23 protein-coding genes are annotated in these 22,185 nt (G+C 64.7%); 15 read left to right on the top strand and 8 right to left on the bottom strand.

Features of this window, described 5'->3' with window-relative positions; all coding sequences use genetic code 11:
* The first annotated feature begins 26 nt into the window (after nucleotides 1–26).
* The 3 genes from SR882_RS09990 to metW are packed head-to-tail and all read left to right on the top strand — an operon-like array spanning nucleotide 27 to nucleotide 2,415.
* Complete coding sequence (locus SR882_RS09990; protein ID WP_322521099.1) at nucleotides 27–578, top strand: YggT family protein; 552 nt, start codon at nucleotides 27–29, stop codon at nucleotides 576–578.
* 26 nt (nucleotides 579–604) lie between these two features.
* Nucleotides 605–1,813 (top strand): homoserine O-succinyltransferase MetX, encoded by a 1,209-nt coding sequence (gene metX, locus SR882_RS09985; protein WP_322521098.1) that lies wholly within the window; start codon nucleotides 605–607, stop codon nucleotides 1,811–1,813.
* A complete protein-coding gene (gene metW, locus SR882_RS09980; protein ID WP_322521097.1) occupies nucleotides 1,810–2,415 on the top strand; it encodes a methionine biosynthesis protein MetW in 606 nt (201 codons plus the stop codon). Before metX ends, metW begins: the two co-directional genes overlap by 4 nt.
* Nucleotides 2,416–2,475: 60 nt before the next feature.
* On the opposite strand, the gene SR882_RS09975 is transcribed toward metW, so the two are convergent.
* Complete coding sequence (locus SR882_RS09975) at nucleotides 2,476–3,075, bottom strand: class I SAM-dependent methyltransferase (protein WP_322521096.1); 600 nt, start codon at nucleotides 3,073–3,075, stop codon at nucleotides 2,476–2,478.
* Between the two features lie 34 nt (nucleotides 3,076–3,109).
* Nucleotides 3,110–3,571, bottom strand: coding sequence for a transcriptional repressor (locus SR882_RS09970; RefSeq protein ID WP_322521095.1), 462 nt, complete (start codon nucleotides 3,569–3,571; stop codon nucleotides 3,110–3,112).
* A gap of 247 nt (nucleotides 3,572–3,818) precedes the next feature.
* Here SR882_RS09970 and SR882_RS09965 point away from each other — a divergent pair, with 247 nt between their 5' ends.
* From SR882_RS09965 to SR882_RS09955, 3 genes are all read left to right on the top strand, one after another.
* On the top strand, nucleotides 3,819–4,844 hold the full coding sequence (locus SR882_RS09965; protein WP_322521094.1) for an MBL fold metallo-hydrolase: 1,026 nt from the start codon (nucleotides 3,819–3,821) through the stop codon (nucleotides 4,842–4,844).
* A 122-nt stretch (nucleotides 4,845–4,966) separates the two neighbouring features.
* Nucleotides 4,967–5,479, top strand: a complete 513-nt coding sequence (locus SR882_RS09960; RefSeq protein ID WP_322521093.1) for a YeeE/YedE thiosulfate transporter family protein — start codon at nucleotides 4,967–4,969, stop codon at nucleotides 5,477–5,479.
* Nucleotides 5,479–6,144: a DUF6691 family protein gene (locus SR882_RS09955; RefSeq protein WP_322521092.1), complete on the top strand. Its 666-nt coding sequence runs from the start codon at nucleotides 5,479–5,481 to the stop codon at nucleotides 6,142–6,144. The genes SR882_RS09960 and SR882_RS09955 overlap by 1 nt, the downstream gene beginning before the upstream one ends.
* A 67-nt stretch (nucleotides 6,145–6,211) precedes the next feature.
* Here the strand turns inward: SR882_RS09955 and SR882_RS09950 are convergent, their stop codons facing one another.
* Nucleotides 6,212–6,421: a hypothetical protein gene (locus tag SR882_RS09950; protein ID WP_322521091.1), complete on the bottom strand. Its 210-nt coding sequence runs from the start codon at nucleotides 6,419–6,421 to the stop codon at nucleotides 6,212–6,214.
* A 266-nt stretch (nucleotides 6,422–6,687) separates the two neighbouring features.
* Here SR882_RS09950 and SR882_RS09945 point away from each other — a divergent pair, with 266 nt between their 5' ends.
* From SR882_RS09945 to SR882_RS09930, 4 genes are all read left to right on the top strand, one after another.
* Nucleotides 6,688–7,386, top strand: a complete 699-nt coding sequence (locus tag SR882_RS09945; RefSeq protein ID WP_322521090.1) for a DUF6969 family protein — start codon at nucleotides 6,688–6,690, stop codon at nucleotides 7,384–7,386.
* Nucleotides 7,387–7,448: 62 nt separating this feature from the next.
* On the top strand, nucleotides 7,449–8,444 hold the full coding sequence (locus SR882_RS09940; RefSeq protein WP_322521089.1) for a sulfurtransferase: 996 nt from the start codon (nucleotides 7,449–7,451) through the stop codon (nucleotides 8,442–8,444).
* Nucleotides 8,445–8,669: 225 nt separating this feature from the next.
* Nucleotides 8,670–9,155, top strand: coding sequence for a host attachment protein (locus SR882_RS09935; RefSeq protein WP_322521088.1), 486 nt, complete (start codon nucleotides 8,670–8,672; stop codon nucleotides 9,153–9,155).
* 51 nt (nucleotides 9,156–9,206) lie between these two features.
* Nucleotides 9,207–9,416, top strand: a complete 210-nt coding sequence (locus tag SR882_RS09930; protein WP_322521087.1) for an acetyltransferase — start codon at nucleotides 9,207–9,209, stop codon at nucleotides 9,414–9,416.
* 95 nt (nucleotides 9,417–9,511) lie between these two features.
* Here the strand turns inward: SR882_RS09930 and SR882_RS09925 are convergent, their stop codons facing one another.
* The gene (locus tag SR882_RS09925) at nucleotides 9,512–9,973 is read right to left on the bottom strand and encodes a hypothetical protein (protein ID WP_322521086.1); all 462 of its coding nucleotides are present in this window, start codon (nucleotides 9,971–9,973) and stop codon (nucleotides 9,512–9,514) included.
* Between the two features lie 253 nt (nucleotides 9,974–10,226).
* Between SR882_RS09925 and SR882_RS09920 the strand changes: the two genes are divergently transcribed.
* From SR882_RS09920 to SR882_RS09900, 5 genes are all read left to right on the top strand, one after another.
* Nucleotides 10,227–11,207 carry an NAD-dependent epimerase/dehydratase family protein gene (locus SR882_RS09920; protein ID WP_322521085.1) on the top strand — a complete coding sequence of 327 codons (981 nt, stop codon included), beginning with the start codon at nucleotides 10,227–10,229 and terminating at the stop codon, nucleotides 11,205–11,207.
* Nucleotides 11,208–11,216: 9 nt separating this feature from the next.
* Complete coding sequence (locus tag SR882_RS09915) at nucleotides 11,217–12,611, top strand: glycosyltransferase (protein ID WP_322521084.1); 1,395 nt, start codon at nucleotides 11,217–11,219, stop codon at nucleotides 12,609–12,611.
* Entirely contained in the window at nucleotides 12,599–14,512 is a 1,914-nt protein-coding gene (locus tag SR882_RS09910; RefSeq protein ID WP_322521083.1) for a tetratricopeptide repeat protein, read from the top strand. Before SR882_RS09915 ends, SR882_RS09910 begins: the two co-directional genes overlap by 13 nt.
* 329 nt (nucleotides 14,513–14,841) lie before the next feature.
* On the top strand, nucleotides 14,842–16,332 hold the full coding sequence (locus SR882_RS09905; protein WP_322521082.1) for a SulP family inorganic anion transporter: 1,491 nt from the start codon (nucleotides 14,842–14,844) through the stop codon (nucleotides 16,330–16,332).
* A 16-nt stretch (nucleotides 16,333–16,348) separates the two neighbouring features.
* Entirely contained in the window at nucleotides 16,349–17,212 is an 864-nt protein-coding gene (locus SR882_RS09900; RefSeq protein WP_322521081.1) for a universal stress protein, read from the top strand.
* 226 nt (nucleotides 17,213–17,438) lie between these two features.
* On the opposite strand, the gene SR882_RS09895 is transcribed toward SR882_RS09900, so the two are convergent.
* The 4 genes from SR882_RS09895 to SR882_RS09880 are packed head-to-tail and all read right to left on the bottom strand — an operon-like array spanning nucleotide 17,439 to nucleotide 22,183.
* Nucleotides 17,439–18,146, bottom strand: coding sequence for a c-type cytochrome (locus tag SR882_RS09895; RefSeq protein WP_322521080.1), 708 nt, complete (start codon nucleotides 18,144–18,146; stop codon nucleotides 17,439–17,441).
* A gap of 14 nt (nucleotides 18,147–18,160) precedes the next feature.
* A complete protein-coding gene (locus SR882_RS09890; protein ID WP_322521079.1) occupies nucleotides 18,161–19,384 on the bottom strand; it encodes a hypothetical protein in 1,224 nt (407 codons plus the stop codon).
* Nucleotides 19,384–20,799 carry a cytochrome c gene (locus tag SR882_RS09885; RefSeq protein ID WP_322521078.1) on the bottom strand — a complete coding sequence of 472 codons (1,416 nt, stop codon included), beginning with the start codon at nucleotides 20,797–20,799 and terminating at the stop codon, nucleotides 19,384–19,386. The genes SR882_RS09890 and SR882_RS09885 overlap by 1 nt, the downstream gene beginning before the upstream one ends.
* 31 nt (nucleotides 20,800–20,830) lie before the next feature.
* Nucleotides 20,831–22,183 carry an NAD(P)/FAD-dependent oxidoreductase gene (locus tag SR882_RS09880; protein ID WP_322521077.1) on the bottom strand — a complete coding sequence of 451 codons (1,353 nt, stop codon included), beginning with the start codon at nucleotides 22,181–22,183 and terminating at the stop codon, nucleotides 20,831–20,833.
* Between the last annotated feature and the right edge of the window lie 2 nt (nucleotides 22,184–22,185).

Genomic DNA, 22,185 nt, shown 5'->3' with positions numbered 1-22,185 from the left:
ACCATTAACCTGTCGAGTAGTTCTGAATGAGCGGTAGCTTCGGGGATCCGAGCGTTTTCCTGGTCCGGGTGCTTTTCGAACTGGTGGCCTTCGTCGCCTTCGCCCGGTATTTCCTGCAATTGTTTCGGGCCAACTTCTACAACCCGGTCACCCAGGCGATCGTCAAGATCACCGACCCGGTGCTCAACCCGCTGCGTACGGTGATCAAGCCGGTCGGCCGCCACGATCTCGCGGCGCTGGTGTTCGGCATCGTGATGGTGGCCCTGATGGTCTGGGCGATCACCGCCATGCGGGGTGTCGGCATGACCGGCACCGGCGTATTGATCGGCACGATCTATTTCACGTTTCTGACCGTGACCAACCTGTTCTTCTGGACGGTACTGCTGCGCGCGGTGGCCTCCTGGTTGGGCAATGACCGCTCGCCGGGCGTGGCCTTCCTCGCCGATCTGACCGACCCGGTGGTCGATCCCATTCGCCGTGTACTGCCGCCGATCGGCGGAATCGATCTCTCGCCGCTGGCCGTGCTGCTGATCATCCAGGTTGCCCAGATGGTGGTCGGCAACCTGCTGATGGGCTGAATGCCAACCAGGCCAAGAGGACGTTGATGAGCGAATCCACCACAACGAATCCGCCGGTTGACGGCGCGACGCCACCGTCCGGTTCGGTCGGGTTGGTCGAGCCGCAGACTGCGGCCATCGATACGCCGCTGCTGCTCGACTGTGGCCGCCGGATCGAGGAATACGAACTGGTCTACGAGACCTACGGCGAGCTCAACGAGCGGGCCGACAATGCCGTGCTCATTTGTCATGCGCTGTCGGGCGACCATCACGCCGCCGGTCGGCACCGCCCCGAGGACCGCAAGCCGGGTTGGTGGGACACCGCCATCGGTCCGGGCAAGCCGATCGACACCGATCGGTTCTTCGTCGTTTGCGTGAACAACCTGGGCGGCTGCAAGGGCTCGACCGGGCCGTTGTCCACCAACCCGGAAACGGGGCGTCCCTACGGGCCGGACTTCCCCATCCTGACGGTGCGTGACTGGGTCAACAGCCAGCATGCGCTGATGCGAAAGCTCGGCATTTCCCGCTGGGCGGCAGTGACCGGTGGCAGCCTGGGTGGCATGCAGGTGATGCAGTGGACGATCAGCTACCCGGAGGCGGTCGCCCACGCGGTGGTCATCGCCGCCGCGCCCAAACTCTCGGCGCAGAACATCGCCTTCAACGAGGTCGCCCGTCAGGCGATCATCACCGACCCGGACTTCCACGACGGACGCTACGCCGAGCATGGCGTGATCCCGAGGCGCGGCCTGATGCTTGCGCGCATGCTGGGTCACATTACCTATCTTTCCGATGACGCCATGCGGGCGAAGTTCGGCCGGGAATTGCGCTCGGGCAAGGTGCAGTACGGCTTCGATGTCGAGTTCCAGGTCGAGTCCTACCTGCGCTACCAGGGCACCAGTTTCGTCGACCGCTTCGACGCCAATACCTACCTGTTGATGACCAAGGCGCTGGACTACTTCGATCCGGCCGCCGAGGCCGATGACGATCTGGCCACCGCGCTGGCCCCGGCGACGGCTCGCTTTTTGGTGGTGTCGTTCACCTCCGACTGGCGTTTCTCGCCGGTACGCTCGAAGGAAATCGTCCGGGCGCTGCTGGCCACCGGCAAGTCGGTGTCCTACGCCGAGGTCGAGGCGCATCAGGGCCACGACGCCTTCCTGATGCCGATTCCCTATTACCACGAGGTGCTGCGAGGCTACTTCGACAATATCGCCCGCCGCATGACCGAGGAGGCAGCCGCCGAGGAGGGCGCCGCATGAACCGTCCTGACTGGGATATCGTCACCGGCTGGATTGGCGAAGGCGCCCGCGTGCTCGACCTGGGTTGCGGCGATGGCGCGTTGTTGCGCCACCTGATCGCCGAGCGCTCGGTGCGCGGCGTGGGCATGGAGGTCGACGACGAGCGGGTTGCCCGCGGCGTGGCGGCCGACCTGAACATCATCCAGGCGGACCTGGACGACGGCATCCGCGACTGGTTCGGCGCGCACAGCTTCGATTACGTGTTGGTCAGCCAGACCATCCAGGCCATTCGCCACCCCGAGCGCCTGCTCGGGGAAATGCTCGATATCGCCTCGGAGGGCATCGTCACCTTCCCCAACATGGGCTACTGGCGTAATCGCTGGCAGCTGGGCGTGCAGGGGATGATGCCGACCACCAAGGCACTGCCCAATCCCTGGTACAACACGCCCAATATCCACCTCTGTACCCTGCGCGACTTCGAGTCGCTCTGCGACGGGCTGGGCATCGAGATACTCGACCGCGCGGTGGTCGATCAGAATCGCCGCAGCTCGCCGCTGCTGCGCGCGCTGCCCAACTGGTTCGGCGAGCACGCCATCTATCGCATCCGCAAACGGGTGGTTTGAAGCCCGCCGGGAGGGCGCGCCGCGGCTCAGGCCGTTTCTCAAGATGCTCTTGGGTCGGTTTTATGTCTTCACGGCGCGATGAACGGTGTAGGTCTTGCCCTGCTTGACCTTGTCGTAGTTGCCGAACTGCTCCTTCATCGTCCGCTTGAAGTACTCGCGCAGGCCGTTGATCGACACGAACCAGACCTCGCCGCCGCGGTTGAGGCCCCGCCAGGTGTCGAACAGCATGATCTGCCACATCTCCTTGCCCACCTTGGCGGGGACGTTCGAGTAGAGCCGGTCGAACCCCTCGCCATCCACCGCCGACAGGCCGTTCGACAACCGGGCCTCGGCGTTCTCCAATCGGTTGCGACCCAGGTTGCCCTGGGCGTAGTCGATCGCGACGAAGTCCTTGTCCAGCAAGATCACGCGGCTATCCGCGCAGGCCTTGGCCATGCTGGCCCCGATGGGGCCGTAGCCACACCCCAGATCGACGATGCTGCTGCCGGCCGGCGGTATCGGGGTGTGTTCGAGCAGCAGGCGCGTGCCGGCGTCGATCTCCCGCGGGGAGAACAGTCCCCAGGTGGAATGCAGGGTCAGACGCTGGCCGAGCAGTTCGCAGTCGATGATCTGGTCGCGACGCAGGGTGGCGATGGCTTTGGCGTTGGGTGCTGGACTCATGCGGTGGGATCGCTTGATGGGGTGTGACAGGGGATTAATGGGCGGTGCGGCAGACCCGGCACAGGCCGCGCAGCTCGATGACCGCCGAACGGGGGGTGAAACCCGTCTGGTTGGCGAGGTCGCTCAATGCCGCATGCACGGCCGGGTCGTCTTCCTCGCGGATGTCGCCGCAGCGCTCACAGATCATGAGGATGGCCTGGTGCGGCTCCTGTGGGTGTTCGCAGCCGACGAACGCATTGAGGCTTTCGATGCGGTGGATCAGGCCCTGTTCGAGCAGGAAGTCGAGCGCCCGGTAGACCGTGGGGGGTTTGACCTGTTCGCCGTGCCTCGAGAGGCGCTCGATCAGGTCGTAGGCCTTGGTGGCCTCGTGGCTGGACCAGACCTCGCGCAGCACGTCGCGCCGGATCGGGGTCAGGCGCGCGCCGGATCGAGCGCAGATCGCCTCGGCGCGGGCGAGGGCATCGTCGATGCAATGGTCGTGATTCGCGCAGGACATGAATTCGCCGCTATCCAGTAATCAATGAGGCATCATAGTGTAGTTGCCCGGCATCCTGGACAGAAGCAAACCTGACGTCGGATCAACAATGTCGATCGCCACAACGTTGAAATTTCGGGGCACGGCGATCATTATTTAGAGACAGCTAATAAACATGGCCTGCTCGCCCCCGGACCGGTCCGATCGAATGGCCGGTCCGGCGTGGAGTCCCCCGATGGCGAAAGCGGGCACATTGGAGGAGAAGGCAATGGAATTCAAAGAGCAGTTCCTGGCAACGCGCCGCCGCTTTTTGCGCAACATCGGGGTTACCGCGGGCCTGGCCGCCGCGCCTCTGGCGTGGTCCTCGCGTGTGTTCGCCGAGGAAGAACTGGTGATCGAAGGGCCGCCCATGCCGGATATCCCGGCCACCGAGATTACCGAGAACGTTTACGTGATCGTCTCACCCTGGGGATTTCCCTCCGAGGACAATCAGGGGATGATGAGCAACGTCACCTTCGCGGTCACGGAAAAGGGCGTCGTGGTGATCGACAGCGGCGCCTCCTTGCAGATCGGTCGCATGGCCTTGCGCCAGATCCGCGAAATCACCGAAAAGCCCATCGTGGCGGTCTTCAACACGCACTATCACGGCGATCACTGGCTGGGTAACCACGCCTTCGTCAACGAGAATCCGGACGTGCCGATTTACGCGCACGAGAAGACCGCTTCGGCGATTCGCACCAATCAGGGCGAGTTCTGGGTCAGCCTGATGGAGCGCTCCACGGGCAACGCGATCGAGGGCACGGTGGTGACGCCGCCGAACAAGGTGGTCGGTCACGGCGATGAATTCGACTTCGGTGATCTTACGGTGCGCGTTCACTTCTATGGCACCGCACACACCCCGTCGGACATCAGCCTCGAGCTGGTAGAGAAGAAGATCGTGCATGTCGGCGATATCGCGATGAACAACCGCATCGCCTTCATGGACGACGGCAGTTTCCTCGGCACGTTCAAGGCGTTTGATGCATTGGAGCAGAGCGTGCCGGGTGCCTACTGGATCCCGGCGCACGGTTTCCCGGCCAACGACCTGATCGAGCACAACCGGATCTTCTTCCAGGGGATCTACGAGGCGGCGGAGAAGGCCGTGGCCGACATGGCCGCGCCGAGCGCAGCGAAGGCCTATGCACTGGAGGACGAACGGGTGCAGTACTACGCCCGCGTGACCAACGGTTTCGACGAGAATATCGGCAAGTACGCCTCGCTCGCGTTTCTCGAGGCCGAAGCGGCCGCCTTTTAACGGGTCGCGATGGCGGGGGAGAGCCCCCGCCCACTGAGCGTTGATGTCGACAGGCCCGCCGGGTTGGCGGGCCTTAAAGGAATGTTTTCTTCAATTGCTGATTCCAGGAGGTCCAGCAGGGAATGTCTTGCCAAGTTCGGCCGTTATGGCCCCCCTTTATCGCCGGCATCGTGCTCGGCCTGGTCGTCTTGCTCACCTTCGTGCTGGTGGGCAACGGCATGGGTTCGTCCGGTGCCTTCGCCCGCGTGGCCACCGAGGTCGGACTTCAGGTTGCGCCCGAAGCCACCCGTGAGAACGCCTATCTCGGTGGCATGGCCCAGGGCAATCCGCTCGCGGCGTGGATCGTGGTCGCCGCGATCGGCACCCTGATTGGCGCGATCCTCGCGGCGGTTTCCTCCGGGCGCTTCCGGGTCAAGGTCGATCGTGGCTCGGGGCGCATCGGTGTCGCACCGCGCCTGCTGCTCGCGTTGGGTGGCGGCCTGCTGGCGGGCTTCGGTTCGCGGCTGGCGGCCGGTTGCACCAGCGGCGTGGGCCTTTCCAACACGGCCATGCTGGGCGTGGCCGGTTTCGTCTTCCTGATCGTGTTCTTCGTGGTCGGGATTCTGATCAGTCTGTTGATGCGGAGGGTCTGGTAATGGATTACGGCACCGCGGGTACCGCACTGGCCACTGGCCTGTTGTTCGGTTTCGTGCTCGAGCAGGCCGGCTTTGGCTCCCCCTGCAAACTCACCGCCCAGTTTCGCCTGACGGACTGGTCGGTATTCAAGGTCATGTTCTCGGCCATCATTGTCGCGGCGATCGGCATACTCTTGCTGCAGGTGAACAACACCTTCGGAGCACAAGGGTTCTACGTGTCCGAGATGTATCTCTGGGGCACCGTGCTTGGCGCGGTGCTGATCGGGGCCGGTTTTGCCATTGGTGGCTACTGTCCCGGCACCTCCGTGGTCGGGCTGGGCAGCGGCCGGATCGACGGGTTGGTATTCATGCTCGGCATGGTCATCGGTGTCTGGGCCTTCGCCGGCGTCTATGACAGCGATTTCATTCAGGCCGCGGTTACCGGGGCGCAGGTATCGGCCCGCACCGTGCCGGAATTGCTGGGCGTCTCGCCGTGGCTGGTCGTGACCGCGATGCTCCTGGTGCTGGCGGGCGGCTTCTTTGCCGGTCGCGCACTCGAGCAGCGCAGTCACGGTGTCTACAGCGCCGAGGACATCACCGAAGGGCGTGACCCCGGCGAGAGTGATGAACTCGGTCGCGACCTGGGTCGAGAGGCCAGCGCCGCGCGCCGCACCGACGCCGATTGAGCGGAGAGCACCGCGTGATTTTGCGGGCTGGCTTTCCGGCCGCCCGCCCTTGTCAGAGGAGAGTGGATTAGATGGAATCGAAGAAGGTCGCCCGACAGGCGCGCGCCCGCCGCGCGCTTAAGTTGTCTATGCCGGCAATGGCGTTCACCGTGGGTGCCTCGCTTGCCGCGACCACGATGGTGCCGCTGTCGGCCGCCGCGCAGACCCGCGGCGGGAATCCCTGTGCCCCGTCCGCGCGCGGTGGCAACCCCTGTGCCCCGTCTTCCCGCGGCGGCAACCCCTGCGCGCCATCGGCTCGTGGCGGTAATCCATGTGCACCATCGGCTCGGGGCGGCAATCCCTGCGCGCCATCGGCTCGTGGCGGTAATCCGTGTGCGCCCTCGGCTCGGGGCGGCAACCCCTGCGCGCCATCCGCTCGTGGCGGTAATCCCTGTGCGCCCTCGGCCCGTGGTGGCAACCCCTGTGCCCCGTCGGCTCGCGGCGCCAATCCCTGTGCCCCGGGCGGTCAGTGACCGAGCATTGCGCACGGTCTGAGTTGTCTCGATGAGTGACGTGCCGTTCCATTCCGTGCCCGACGACTGGCTTGATGCCGGTCTGGCAGCCGGTGATGAATGGCGCTCGATCCAGTCGGCGCTGGCCGCCGATAACCAGACCGTGCTCACCGAACTGTTCCGGGATCACCCGGAAGAGGGCTTCGACTACTGGGCGCACTTTCCCGGGGACGACGCCCGGGATCCGGTCAGTGGGGCCCGTTTTTATTATCACGCGCATGATCCGGCCGAGTGGACCTCGAACGAACACGGCCACTTCCACCTGTTCGTTGCCGACGAGGACGAGCCGGGCTTTACGCATGTGGTCGCGGTGTCTATGGACAGCCAGGGGCGTGCGCAGCGTCTGTTCACCACCAATGGCTGGGTGACCGGTGAAACGGTCCGTCCCGCCGCGGCGTTGCTGGCGCAGCTGCCCAACGGGTTCGAGATCAACCGGGCTCGCCCGTCGTGGCTGGTAGGGCGCTGGTTGACGGCCCTGGTCGCCCTGTTGATGCCGCAAATTCGCGACTTGCTCGAGGCGCGCGATCGTGCCTTGACGACCGATTCCGGCAACTGGCCCGATCCGGAGGTGCTGGCCGATCGCGACCGGCATGTCCTGAGCGAGTGTTCGCTGGACATGGACGCGGTGTTGGCCACGTGGTCACGGCGACTCGTGGACATGCAAGCGCAACTGATTTCCCCGCCCGGCTGAGGGCGGCTTTTCCGGCGCCGGCTGGCGCCGTTTGTTGATGCACGAAGAAGGAGTTGAGTCATATGAATTTCAAGCGGTTTCTCGCAGTGCCCGCCGGGGCGGCCGCGCTGGCCGTCGCGCAAGGGGCCTGGGCACTGGATGTGCCGGGTCCGGTGGTCGACCCGCAGTGGCTGAATGACAACCTGGAACAGGTCACGGTTCTGCAGATTGCCGGGTCGGAAAAGGCGTTTGCCATGGCGCCGAAGTACGAGACCGTCGAGGGCAAGAAAGTCGTTTCCGTCGTCTCCGGTCACGTGCCGGGTGCGCAGTTCGTCGACTGGGGCAAGGTGCGCGTCGAGCGCATGGAAAACGGCAAGAAGGTCGGCAAGCTGATCCCGGAAAAGGCCGACTTCGAATCCTTCGTCCAGGCCCTGGGCGTGGATCAGGACGACACGGTGGTGATCGTGCCGCTGGGCCTGTCCGGCTCGGATTACACCAAGGCCACTCGCCTGTACTGGCAGATGAAGTACTTCGGTCACGACGACATGGCCCTGCTCGACGGCGGCCTGGCCAACTGGCTGGCGGCGGGCTTCGATGCCGGCACGGGTCAGTCGGAGAAGATCGAGGCCGGTGACTGGATGGCCACCGACGAGCGTGACGAGATCCTCGCGACATACGCCGAGGTGCGCGAGGCGGTCGATTCGGATGGCAAGGTCCAGCTGCTGGATGCCCGTCCGCCGAACCAGTACCTGGGTGTGTTCAGCAAGTCCAAGACGGTGCCTGGCCACCTGCCCGGCGCGAAGAACCTGCCGACCGACGTGCTCGTGCGTGCCGACGGCGCGGCGGCCAATTTCCTGCCGGCATCGAGCTATCGTTCGATCATGGAGTTCAAGGACATCGATCCGAGCGGTGCGGCGATCACGTACTGCAACTCGGGCAACCTGGCCTCGGGTGTGTGGTTCGTCGCGAGCGAGATCATGGGTAACGATGATGTCTCTCTATACGACGGTTCCATGAAGGAATACGGCATGTATGTCGATGACGGGGCCACCTCGGTCAACCCGGCGCAGCTCTACTGAGCCCAGCAACGCGTCATGATTCGCCAACCCCGCCATCCGGCGGGGTTTTTTGTGATGGGTGATGCTCATCGGGAGGCGGAACTCGGCGGCCCGCGTCTTTGATCGATGTCGGCCGCATCCAACCGTGGCACGAGATCGCCGTGCCCGTGGGTTTCCGCGGCAGGTGGCAGGATCAGCGTATACACTCCGGACAGGTCAACATGACACACCAAGGAGGTCGAGCCTATGAGTACCTGGGTAGTGGTTGCCGATGAGGCCCGGGCGCGTTTTTTCGCGCTGCGTGACAACAGCGGGGCCTATCGCGGCAGCGAGGCGCATCCCTCCAGCCGTCCCGCTCCCAAGGGGGCGCTCGAAGAGGTGGTCTCGTTGTCCAACCCCGCGGCTCGGTTGTCGGACGCGGACCTGGAGACGGATCGACCGGGCTCGACCGCCGATCGCAAGGGGGATGCGATGCATGCCTACGAACCGGCCAACAGTGTGCGCGACGTGGAGGCCAAGCGCTTCGCCCGCGAGGTAAGCACCGAGCTCGAGCAAGCCCTGCAGAAGGGGCGGATGGAACGGTTCTACCTGATGGCCGCGCCCGACTTTCTCGGCCTGTTGCGCGAAGCGATGGGCAAGGGGTTGGAGGATGCACTGGTGGCCGATCAGGCCAAGGATTTCTCGGCCCGGTCGCCCGAGGAAATCCGTGCCGCCCTGCCGGAACGCCTATGAGTCGGGCTCACAGCGGACTACAGACAATTTCCCGAACAAGGAGGGGGGCGCATGTTTCTCAAGCGCAAGGATAACGACAACATGATCGAGATCATCGATCTGGAAACCCTCGCCGACCCTGCCCTGCCGAGCGTGATGGGGCGGCAACATGCGGGTGAGGAGATGCAGGACGAGGAACGCTTCGAGAAGGAAGATTTGGAGTTTCCGTCCGGCGAGCCATTGCCACGCTGTTGGATCGACCTGCACTGGCGAGAAGACTGAAGCCGTTCGCCAACGGCAAATCAAGAAGGCCGCCGATCGGGGATCTGGCGGCCTTTCTCTGTCTGGAGGACCGGTTCGAGTCGGGCGGTTGCGCGTCAGGGAAGTACCCAAAGCGTGAGCGACAGCAGCATGCTGGCAATCGCACTGCCGATTACCGGCAACATCATCAGCCCGGCAAGCGCCTCGCGGCGGGCGAGTTGCCAACCCGTCCAGATCAAGGTCGCCAGCCAGGCGATCGCGAGCAGCAGGGCAATCAGGGACTGGCCGCCACCGAGCAGCACCACGATGGCCAGCGGCAGGAGGAGTGAGGCCCACAGGCCGACATGTTCGGCTCCCCGGTGTGGGGTGGTGATCGACGCGGCGTAGGCAAAGGCCGCCCAGGCGAGCAGGAAGGCAAATCCCATGGCGCCGGTCAGAGGGGAGGCGGGCAGCGTGCGCGCGCTCGCGGCGCCGGGCGGATGAAGATCGGCGCCGAGCCACAGCAGCAGGACGGCCACGGCCAGGCTGGCGCTCATCCACAGCGCAAGGGCAGGGCGGTTGACGGTCGGTTCGGTCATTGGAGGCTCCTCCCGAGTCGGGTTGGCCGCGTCACGCCGGAGTCGGCTGGATTCAAGCGGCTCGGACGGTCTCGGCAGCACTGACGCGGCATGTGGTTATAAAGATAGCAGGACGAACCTGCCACGGCAGGCGAATAGCTGCCGTCGCGCACGAACGACATACGGCGGCGGTGGGCTCGACTACACTTTCAGTGAGATGGCAAGGTTTGCTGTCCGCATTAGCCCGGCAATCGGGTACGAATGGAGGCTAGACATGCACGTCCTGATCACTGGCGGTGCCGGATTCATCGGTTCCCACCTGGTCGATCTTCACCTTGGTCGAGGTGACAAGGTACATGTCGTCGATAATCTCAGTACCGGCTCACGGGACAATTTGGCCTCGCACCTCGATCGGGCCGACTTCCACTTTACCGAGGCCGATATCGTCACTTGGCCCTCGTTGGATGAAGCGGTTGGTTGGGCCGATCGGATTTATCACCTTGCTGCCGTGGTGGGGGTGTTCCGGGTGCTCGAACGTCCCATCGATGTCATGGCCACGAATATCGCGGGCAGCGAACGGTTATTGCGCGCCGTCGATCACTGCGGCTGGCGGCCACAGGTCCTGCTCGCGTCCAGCTCCGAGGTCTACGGTCCCCGTGTCGATGGATGCCTGCGCGAGGACATGGATCTGATCGTGCAGGCCGATGCCCCGCCGCGCTGGAATTACGCCATCAGCAAGCTGGCCGACGAGGCCTTCGCCCTGTCCTACGCGCGGACGAAGGCGATTCCCGTGACGGTGGTGCGCCTGTTCAACACCGTCGGGCCGCGGCAGAGGGGGCGCTACGGCATGGTGGTGCCGCGATTCGTCAGCCAGGCCGTGGCGGGTGACCCGCTGACCGTGTTCGGTGACGGGACGCAAAGCCGCTCGTTCACCGATGTCCGCGATACCGTGCAGATGCTCGACCAGCTGGCGGGGTGCGCGACCACCGACGGGCTGATCGTCAATGTCGGCGGCAACCACGAGATTTCCATCAATGAGCTGGCCGAGCGCGCGATCGAGCGAGCCGGTTCGAGCTCCCCTGTCGAGCATCTGCCCTACGAGGTGGCTTATGGTCAGGAATACGTGGACATCCCGCATCGCTGCCCGGATCTAACCCGATTGCATGGACTGATCGAATACCGCCCACAATGGACACTGGACGCCACCCTGGACGATCTGATCGCTCGGGTCCGGCACAGAGAAGGAGCCTCCTGAGGAGGGCGCATGGCAACCACCCCTTATTTCGTCCTGAGTCCGAGCGCCGCGCTCAGCATCATCGGGCTGATTCGCGGGCCGGACAAGACCGACCCCACTCCCCCCGAGGACTGGCGTGACGCGGTGGTCGATGTCGTGATCCCGGCGCTCAACGAGCAGGCTAGCGTGGTGCTCGCACTGGAGTCGGTGCGGCGGCAGACCAAGCAGCCGCGCAACATCATTCTCGTCGACGATGGCAGTCGCGATCGCACCATCGAGTATGCCCGTGCCTTCGCCGAGCATCACGACATGCCGCTGACCGTGATCCAGCGTGACCATCCCATCGGTAAAACCCCCACGATCAAGCGCCAGTCGCGCGAGTACGATGCGGATGTCGAGTTCATCCTCGACGCCGATACCTATCTCGATGCGGACAACTACATCGCGCGCACCGTTGAGGAGCTCTACAAGGGTGCCGGCATCGCCAGCGCCTGTGGCGTCATCCTGCCCACCCGGGAAAAGGATCGTCGCCGGCGTATCAACGAGCCGGCGATTAGCGCCTTCCTGGATGCAAAGGAGGAGGTGGACCTTCATCAGCCACTGGGTAACTGGTGGCACCGGCTCAACCGCAACCTTACGGCGGTCTATCGCCAGCAGCTCTACACCTTCCTGCAGCGATTCGTTTACGTCGGCCAGATGAAGTTCTTCGGCAGCATCACCAACCCGGTGGGCTGTGCGGTCGCCTACCGGCGCAAGTTCATCAAGGACCTGTTCGACAAGTACGAGCCGGTCATGGGCGACGACCTGACCAACTCCGAGGACATCTTTATCGGCTTTGCGCTGATGAACGAGGGCTACCGCAATATCCAGCTCCAGGACGTCACCGCGCATTCGATGGAGCCCGAGATGCGCAACCTGCCGCGCCAGATCTACATGTGGTCGTCCTCGTTCCTGCAGAGCTGCTATTACTTCGACGGTTTGCTGGGCAGTCCCTTCAAGGTCCTGCGCCGGATTCGGAAACGGTACCGGGAAAAGCACGATGCGGAGGTCAGGAAACTAGTCGCCCAGCGCAAGATCCGGGAACCCTATCGCCAGCCGTTTGGTGTGGTCTATACCGAAGAGCAGGGACGGCCTGCCGGCTGGATTCCGTTCCTGGCCGCGTTCGAGAAGGTAGCCTTCCCGACAGCCCTGCTGATCATGATCCTCCTGCAGTTGTGGGAGCCTTTGGTCGTCACCCTGATCGCCGAAATGATCGTCGCGGTGGGCATCCTCACCTACATCTCCAAGGGGCGGCGCTTCAAGGCCTTCCTGCAGGGCATCCTGATGACCCCGATCCGCTACGCGAGCCTGCTCTACGACCTGGTGACCATCGGCCGCTTTGCCACGGATCTCTGGATTACGGGGAACAGAAAATGGCACAAATGACTCGTTTTCCCCTTCGCGGCCCGTCGGACTCGGCCGGCCTGCTCGGCGCCCTGGCGCTGATAGCCACGCTGGCCCTTGCCCCGCCGGCCTTCGCCCAGGCAGAGGGCCAGGTCGATGGCCAGGTTGATGGCCAGGTTGATGGCCAGGTTGATGGCCAGGCGGTTCCCGAAGCGGCCCTGGCCGCGGAAATGCAACAGGACTGGTCGGCCGCCGCAGCGGTCTATCGCGATGAGCTCGAGGCCGATCCGGACCGCACCGACTTGTGGCGCCGGCTGGCCGACGTGCTGGCCGCCGCCGATCAGCCGGTCGCCGCTGCAGAGGCGCTGGACCAGGCGGTCGAGACCGAGCCCGACGATGCCGACCTGCGCCTGGAGGCCAGTGCCGCCTGGGCGCAGGCCGAGCAGCCGGGGCGAGCACTCGAGCATTGCCAGGCCGCCGCCGATGTGCGCCCGGATGATGCCTCGGTGCTGCGCACTTGTGCCCAGCAGGCCAACTGGGCGGGGGACTCGCAGGCGGTGGTCCGGATGCGCGAACGCCTCTACGCCATCAGCGGGGATGCCGAGGATCTGAAGGCCTATGCCCGGGCGCTGGGCGGTGCCGGCGAGCTCGACGAGTCGGTCGCCCTGTACCACGAGTACCTGGCGGCGCATCCGGATGATGCCGAGGCGCTGCTCGGTTATGCCACCATCCAGACCTGGCGCGGCGACTATGCCAACGGTGCCGATGCGCTCGCTCACTATCGCGAGGTGCACGGCGAGGATGACGAATGGGCCGCGCGCAGCGCGCGGCTGCTTGCCTGGGCACATCGCCCCAGCCGGGCCCGGCCGCTCAACGAGCAGCTGCTGGCCGCGGAGCCCGACAACTACGAATACCTCTACACCCGCATGCTGATACTGCGTGGCGAGAAGCGTCACAGTGCGGCGATCGCGGCGCTCGAACCCCTCAAGCGCCTGCGACCGGAATCGACGGACACGCTCGATGCGATCCGTAGCACGCATGCCTTCCTGCGCTCGAACGTCGGCATCGAGGCCGGCTGGCGCGACGACGCTGACGACATCAGCATGCGTCGCTTCGCGGTCAAGGGGCGCTGGTCGTTGACCCCGGAAACCTACCTCTACGGTCGGGCCGAGCACCGTGATATCCGCGCGCAGGCCGGCAGCCCGTTCGTCGGGGTGGAAGGCGATACCTCGATCGACATCGAACAGGCCTGGGTGGGAGCGCGCCACCGTTTCAGCCCGTTGCTCGAAATCGGCGCGGACGTCGGTGCGGCCAGTATCGACGGCGGGGGTGGTGATGTGGGGCTGTACGGGTTGTATGCCGACCTGCGCCCGCTGGATAACCTCTGGGTCGATCTCTCGGCCACCCGTCGCGTCTGGGACATCTCGCCCAGGTCTGCCTCGTTGGGGCTGGCGATACGGGATCATCGCGCACGCATTCAGTGGCAGCCGACATTGCGCCATTTCGTCAACGCCGAGGTGGCCCACGGCCGGCTCAACGACGGTAATCGGCGCAACGAGCTGTTCGTCAATCCCTACCGGGCCATGCTGCGTACCGAGCGCTTCAACCTGGACCTGGGCGTCTCGGCGCACTGGCAGGATTACGACCAGGATCTCGACAACGGGTACTACGACCCGTCGAACTACCGGCGCTTTGCGCTCACGGCGGTGGGCTACTGGAAGTTTTCCGATGATGACGGACTGAATGTCTCGCTCAGCCCGGGCTGGCACACCGATGACAGCCTGCCCCAGTACGAGTTCGGCACGGATGTTTCGGTCGAGTTGATCAACGGCATCTACCGGGATTGGTACAGCCGGCTGGGCGTGTCCTACAGCGACCGCTCCCAGACCACCGGTCGCTATGACGCCTATTCGATCAACTGGGAACTGGTGCGCCGCTTCTGATGCCGGCGCCAATGCCCGGGCTGGTCCTCCCTCCGGGTGAAGGCAAGTCCCTGATCTGGTAGAGTCGCGCCCTTGTCTGCAGGACTGCGCCGCCTTCCGGCTTGCCCGCGAGGGCGCTCCCGCCGTTCGTCCGACTCGTCCTTTTGAAACCGATTGCGCCACGGAATGGCGCCCACTGCCTGGTACCGTCGCCGGTGCCGTCGGGTGGGCGGCGTTTCCCGTCGACGGCGGGAACGGGGCATCGTGTCGTCATCGCGAAAGGTGAACCGGGCGAGTCCGGGCGGAGTGGCGATCCTGTCGTATCCGAATCCGCTGGACAGAGAGTCACGATGAACTGGTACCGCATCAAGCAGGAATGGTTTTCCAACATGCGCGGGGATGCCCTTTCCGGGTTGGTCGTCGCCCTGGCGCTGATTCCGGAGGCCATCGCCTTCTCGATCATCGCTGGCGTCGACCCCAAGGTGGGCCTGTACGCCTCGTTCGCCATCGCCGTGGTGATCGCCTTCACCGGCGGACGGCCGGGGATGATCTCGGCGGCCACGGCGGCCACGGCGCTGTTGATGATTACCCTGGTCAAGGACCACGGGCTGGAATACCTGCTGGCCGCCACGATACTCGCCGGGGTGCTGCAGATCGGCGCCGGCTACATCCGCCTCGACCGGCTGATGCGGTTCATCTCCAACTCGGTGATGACCGGCTTCGTCAACGCGCTCGCCATCCTGATCTTCATGGCGCAACTGCCCGAGCTGACCAACGTCACCTGGCATGTCTACGCCATGACCGCCGCGGGGCTAGCGATCATCTACGGCCTGCCGAAGCTCACCAACGTGATTCCCTCGCCACTGGTGACCATCGTGGTGCTCACGATCATCGCCTGGCTGATGAACATCGACGTGCGCACGGTGGGCGACATGGGCGAGATGCCCGATACCCTGCCGGTGTTCTTCCTGCCGGACATCCCGCTCAATCTCGAGACGCTGATGATCATCCTGCCGTACTCGGCGGCGATCGCGGTGGTCGGCCTGCTCGAGTCGCTGATGACGCAGAACCTGCTCGACACGCTGACCGACACCAAGACCAGCAGGGCGCGCGAGTGCAAGGGGCAGGGCATCGCCAACATCGTCTCCGGCTCGATGGGTGGCATGGCCGGCTGCGCGATGGTCGGCCAGTCGGTGATCAACATCAAATCCGGCGGTCGGGGACGCCTGTCGACCTTCCTCGCCGGGATCTACCTGCTGATCCTGGTGGTCTTCCTGGCGCCGGTACTCACCCTGATCCCGATGGCCGCGCTGGTGGCGGTGATGATCATGGTCTCGATCGGCACCTTCAGCTGGGGCTCGATACGCGATCTCAAGAAGCACCCGATGAGCACCAATGTGGTCATGGTGATGACCGTGATCGTCACGGTCGCCACCCACAATCTCGCCTACGGCGTGCTCACCGGCGTGCTGCTGGCGGCGATGTTCTTCGCCAACAAGGTCGGCCAGTTCATGCACGTCTCCTCGCGCCTGTCCGAGGACGAGAACGACCCACGTCATCGCACCTACGAGGTGATCGGGCAGGTGTTCTTCGCTTCGACCGAGAAATTCCTCGAGTCGTTTGATTTCAAGGACGACGTGGATAAGGTATCGATCGACCTGTCCAAGGCGCACTTCTGGGACATCACCGCGGTGCACGCGCTCGACAAGGTCGTGGTCGACTTCCGCCGGGAAGGCATCGAGGTCGAGGTCATCGGCATGAACGAGGCGACCGCCACGATCGTCGACAAGCATGGCGTGCACAACGATCCGGACGCCGCCGAGAAGCTGATGGGGCACTGACATGGGAAACGAGAACATGACCGACAACAAGGACCAGGTACTCGCCTGCATCGACGGTTCGCGCTCCTCCGAGGCGGCCACCGACTTTGCCGTCTGGGCGGCGCAGGCCCTCGAGGCACCGCTGACGTTCCTGCACGCGATCAACAATCCGCATGCCCCATCCAAGACCAATCTTTCCGGCAACATGACCCTGGGCGGGCGCGAGAAGCTGCTCGAGGAGATGGTCGAGCTGGAGGAAAAGCGCGGCAAGCTCGAGCGAGAGCGCGGTCGGGCCCTGCTGGCCGACGTGCTCTCGCGGGCGCGTGACCGCGGCTTCGATGAGCCGGCCGAGCTGCTGCGCAACGGTGATATCACCGAGGTGATCCTGGAGCTCCAGGAGGCCATGCAGATGCTGGTGATCGGCAAGCAGGGCCGCGACGGGGACATGGAGGCCATGCACGTGGGCAGCCACCTGTCGAGCATCCTGTCGATGATCCACAAGCCTACCCTGGTCACGCCGCTGGCATTCAAGCAGCCCGAGAGTTTCCTGATCGCCTACGACGGCAGTCCCTCGGCCTACAAGCTCGTCGAGATGGCGGCCAACACGCCGCTGCTGCAGGGCCTGCCGGTGCACATCCTGATGGTCGGCGAGGAGAAGCAGACCAACTGGGACAAGATCCAGGCGGCCAACACCAAGCTGCAGAAGGCCGGCTTCGACACCCAGGTGGCGATCCGCCAGGGCAAGGTGGACGAGGCGGTATCGATGTACATCGAGGAGAAGAACATCGACCTGCTGGCCATGGGTGCCTATGGTCACAGCCCGATCCGTTATCTGGTGCTGGGTAGCACCACCACCAAGATGATCATGAAGGCCAACGTGCCGTTGCTGGTAGTGCGCTGACGCCCTTCGGCGCTTGCCGGGGCGACGAGGGCCGCGTCAGAGACGCGGCCCTTTTTCTTTGCCAGTTCGTTGTCGCTCAATGAGTTCCCGTGGGCGCCGAGTCGTTGCGGATGACCGGCTGAACGTCGGGCGGGCGAATCTGCCGGCCCGGTCCGGGGCGTTGCGCACAAAAAAACCGCACCCGAAGGTGCGGTCTCGAAAGCCGGTCGGGGTGAGGGTTGCCCCGTCAGTCGACCGCGTAGTATTCCGCCAGTGCGGCGATCTCCTCGTCGGTCAGCGGCTCGGCGAACTGCGACATGCCGTGGGCCACGTCGTTGTGGCGTTTGCCATCACGAAACAGCTCCATGGTGCGCACGAAGTAGTCCACCGGCTGGCCGCGCAGGCTGGGTGACTCGTTGATGCCGCCGGAGCCGTTGCTGCCGTGACAGGCCGCGCAGGGCGTGATCAGTCGGCTGGGATCGCCGACGCTGACCAGTTGATCGGCCGGATGCGATTTCGCCGGCTTGGCCTTGTCGGGCAGCCCTTGTGCCTCGTAGAACGCCGCCAGGTCGGCCATGTCCTGCTCGCTCAGACCCTCGCTGACCACATTCATGAGGTGGGCGCGATTGTCCTCGCGGCGTCGATGCTCGGCGTAGTCCACCAGTTGCTTGTAGGTGTATTCGGCGCGCTGACCGGCCAGATGCGGCCAGTTGCCGGTCAGCGATTCGCCGTGCTCACCGTGGCACGAGGCGCAGAAGCGCTGGTCGTGCAGTTCCTTGCCACGGGCGGTATCGCCGCTGGGCATGTCGCGCATGGCCTGGTGCCAGGTCGCGGGCGACCACGTGACGACGTCGTTCGACGGCTCGGCGGCCTGCGCGCCGGCAATCGCCAGACCGGCGAGAAGGGCACCGGCGAGCGCCGCGGCGGCCCACCGAGTGGGATGGTTGCGTGTCATCTCGTGACTCCTCCTCAAGCGTAAGCGGTCCACAGACCGAAACCGAAGTACTGGGCAATCCACAGCAGCAGCAAGACGATGCCGGCGGTGCCGATACGGTTGACGGCCCGGGACGGGGTGTAGGTGCCTTCGGTCTGCCCGGCCTGCCAGGCCACGGTGAGCAGGTAGGTGACCACCGCCCCGCCCAGTACGCCGAAGGTGAGGAAGAACAGGCCGGTGGAGTACCAGTCCATCGCGATCTTGTAATCCAGCGGGTTGTAGCCATGGACGCCGAACAGGGTCACCCAGCGCACCGCCTCGCGCATCGTGGCGACCACGATCATGGCGACGGTCGCGACGAGGATCGGCGCGTAGCCCCACAGCCCCTGATCGAGGCGCCTGCCCAGCAACAATGGGAAGGCGGCGGCGACGATCAGGGCGGCCGCTGCCGCGATCGGCCAGATGCCGGTGGCGAATCCGGCGATGTCCTCGGGCAGGCCGCGCATCCAGCCCACCAGCAGGACCAGGGCGATCAGGGTGCCGATGGCGCCCAGGCGGGTGCCGGTGCGTTTGAGGAACTCGAGGTAACCCGAGTCCTCCTCGTTGCGCCCTTGCAGGTAACGCCGATAGCCGAACAGCCAGATGCCGATGACCGGGATCGACAGCGCGATGAAAAAGCCGAAGCGCCACAGGTTGAAGGCATGAATCGACCGGCCCGAGGCATCGATCACGCCGTTGGGCGCGTACCACTCCTGCCACTGGTCCGGTTCGAGCATCTGCACCGAGAGCGCGTGCATGATGAAACCGACCACCAGGAACAGGAGCACCGCGACGATCATCGAGCCGGGGCAACGGGTCTTGTTGGTGCGCAGGCCATGGTTGAGCGCGTAGAAGATGAACAACGTGAGCGTCGCCACGATCAGGATGAAGATGAACCCGATTACCCACCACGCCGAGAGGACGTTGGAGGTGTACCAGAACGGGTCGTAGATGACCTGGACGAACAGCAATGGCGCGACGCCGATGACGATGGCCACCGACACGGCCACCTTGGCGGTGTTGACCATGGCGTCGGCCAGGCGGCGCCAGTGGTCGTTTCCGGAAAAGGCCCCGCGGATCGCCAGCGCGGACGAGCCGAGCAGCACGTGGACCGCGGCGATATGCAGCGCCCAGGTGGCCACCCCGAGGATCAGGAAGATCAGCGGGTGGGCCGGGATGCCCAGCGGGTCGCGCAGGGCGTAGAGCATGGCGGTATCCATTACTGGTCCTCCTCACGGCTGGGGTTGTCGAGCAGTGCCGTCGTGTCGCCATCGAGGTGCGCCGCGGCGGCCTCGGGGTCATTGAGACTGGCGATGTAGACGGCCAGGGCCTCGGCTTCATCGTCCTTGAGCGGGATCTGCGGCATGTACATGGTGTTGCCGGTCGCCAGCGCACCCAGCAGGTATTTCTTGATGCCCTCGACGTCCGCCTGCTGCGGGAAGTAGTTCTTCAGCGGGCGGATGCCTGTGGCGGAAAGCGAGTGGCAGTTGCTGCAGGCCGTGATGGCGAGATTGCGCCCCACGTCCATGGTGTTCTCGCGGGTGATCTCCTTCTGCGATTCCGGCCAGAAGACGTGCGCGTGGGTAAAGCCCACCTTCTCCAGCGTCGGGATCTCCGATTTCACGCCCATGCCCGGCACGTCATGGCCGATGACCTGGTTGGAGTACAGGTACTGCCCGGCGATGTAGGGCTTGCGTACCGATTCGCGCACGGTCTCGCCCGGCCACAACCCGAGCACCAGGATCGCCAGGGTGGCGAAACCGGCCACGGTGGCGGTGACCAGCTTCGGGCGGAAGAAGGTCATCGCGAAGTAGGCCAGCATCGCGCCGAGCACGATCAGGATCGACGGAGTGAAGTAGTCCGGCAGGCGGTTTTCCATCACCAGGTGAGCAATGCTCGGCAGGGTCCCCAGGTACCAGGGGTACAGCGAGATGCCGACAATCGCGGACAGCCCGCCGACGATGGCCAGGCGCCTGAGCAGCCAGCGCTTGAAGACCTCGTCCTTGAGTCCGGCGGCGACGATGCCGCCCACCACGGCCGTCATGGTGAACATGAAGGCGGTGCGGATCATCAACTGGGCGAAGGTGTTCGGGCCGTAGAAGCCGTACAGGTAGCCGCCCTCGGCGAACCACTGCTCGGGGCGGCCCGGCATCATCATAAACGAGAGGATGCCGACGATCGCGAGCATGGTGGTGTAGGAGGTCAGGCCGAAGATCACCGCCACCTTCATGTAGGTGCGCCGCTCGAGCTTGCCGGCGAGATACACCAGCATGTAGACGCCGATCACCTCGATCACGAAGAAGACCCACTCGGTGGCCCACTTCCAGACGAAGTTGTGGATCAGTGCCGAGATGCCCCGCGGGCTGCCCACCGTGGTCGAGTACCAGATCCCCGGCCCGGTGATCGAGCCGAGGATGTAGGAAAAGACCAGCAGGAACAGGCCGTACTTCTTGATGAAGTCGATCAGTTCCGGCCGGTCGTCGCGCATGCCGATATAGGCGAGCACCGCGAACAGGATCGCCGCGCCCACCGCCGTGTGCGAGAACAGCACGTGGATGGTGGCGATCAGGCCGATTACCCAGCCCGAGCCGATCGCCGGCTCGTACCAGGTGGGAAAGAGTCCGATCAGATCCATGTCGGGATCCTCCTGTGAGCGTGGAGCCGATTCATGAGAAGCAGTCCTCGGTGAATGCCTTCATCCAGTTGTGCTGGTAGAGCGCGGCGAGTCGATACTCCGTTTCGGTGGCATCGAACGGCAGGTAGCGTTGCTCCTCCACTCGGGCGATCGTGTCGCCGTCCATGCGGAACACGTCGGCGACGAACATGCCCACGTCGGTGTTGCCGGCCAGCGCGTAACAGGTGTTCTGGAATACCGGTTCGACCGGCTCGTTGCCCGCGAGCAGCGCCTTGAGCTGGATGGCGAGCACCTTGGCCTGGCTGTTGGCCGCGTAACCCGATTTGGGCATGGCGCCAGCGATGCACGAGTCGCCGATCACGTGGACATTCGCGTGACGGGTGGACTCGAAGGTGCGCTGATCGACCGGGCACCAGCCCGAGTCGTCGGCCAGGCCCTGGTCGATGGCAATCTGGCCGGCCTTCAGTGGCGGGATGATGTTGATCATGTCCGCCTTGAAGGTGCCGGCCTCGGCCTCGACGGTCATGGCCTCGGCATCCACGGAGAGGATGCGTCCGCCCAGCTCGCCCATGACCCACTCGATCGGGCCGGTCTTCTCGTGGACCGTCAACTGCGCCCACTCCTCGTCGCTGTACTTCGAACGGGCCGGTTCGGGCAGGTTGAAGTCGTAGAGGTCGTTCCAGGCGTGCAGCATGGTGTAGTCGGTGGTAAAGCCGTTCTTCGGGTCGAGGATCACCACGCGTGCCTCGGTGTCGCCGCGGTCGAGCAGCCACTGGGCGATCAGCCCGGCGCGCTCGTAGGGTCCCGGCGGGCAGCGGTAGGGATTGGGCGGCGGCCCGATGACCACCGTCGGGTTCTCGGGCAGGGACTCGAGCTGCTCCTTGAGCACCAGCAGCTGATCGCCGGCATCCCAGGCATGCGGGAGCTTGGTCTCGGCGAGCTCGGCGGTCAGCCCCTCGATCGCGTCGAAGTCGAACGATACGCCCGGCGAGACCACCAGCCGGTCGTAGTCGAGACGCGTGCCGCCGTTCGTCTGCACCTGCCTGGCGTCATAGTCGATCGACTCGACCGCCTCATGGACGAATTCCACGCCATGCCGGGTCTGGAGGTCGTCGTAGGAGATGACGATGTCCTCGAGCTCGATCTGCCCGGTGATCACCTCGGACGAGCCGTAGGGGCGCTGGTATTCGCGCTTGGGCTCGATGATGGTGACGTGGGTCTGTGGGGCGTAGAGCTTCAGGTACTTGGCGGTGGTGGCCCCACCCACACCGCCGCCGATGATGACCACCCGAGGCGCGCGTTCGGCACGTGCCAGCGGGGCGGTCAGTGTGGATGTGCCGGCGGCGCTGGCGCCGAGGATCTTGAGAAAGTCGCGACGATTCATGG

Origin of the sequence: Guyparkeria halophila (genome assembly GCF_034479635.1) — a bacterium.
Lineage (GTDB): Bacteria > Pseudomonadota > Gammaproteobacteria > Halothiobacillales > Halothiobacillaceae > Guyparkeria > Guyparkeria halophila.
This window is presented reverse-complemented; position numbering and strand designations above follow the sequence as displayed.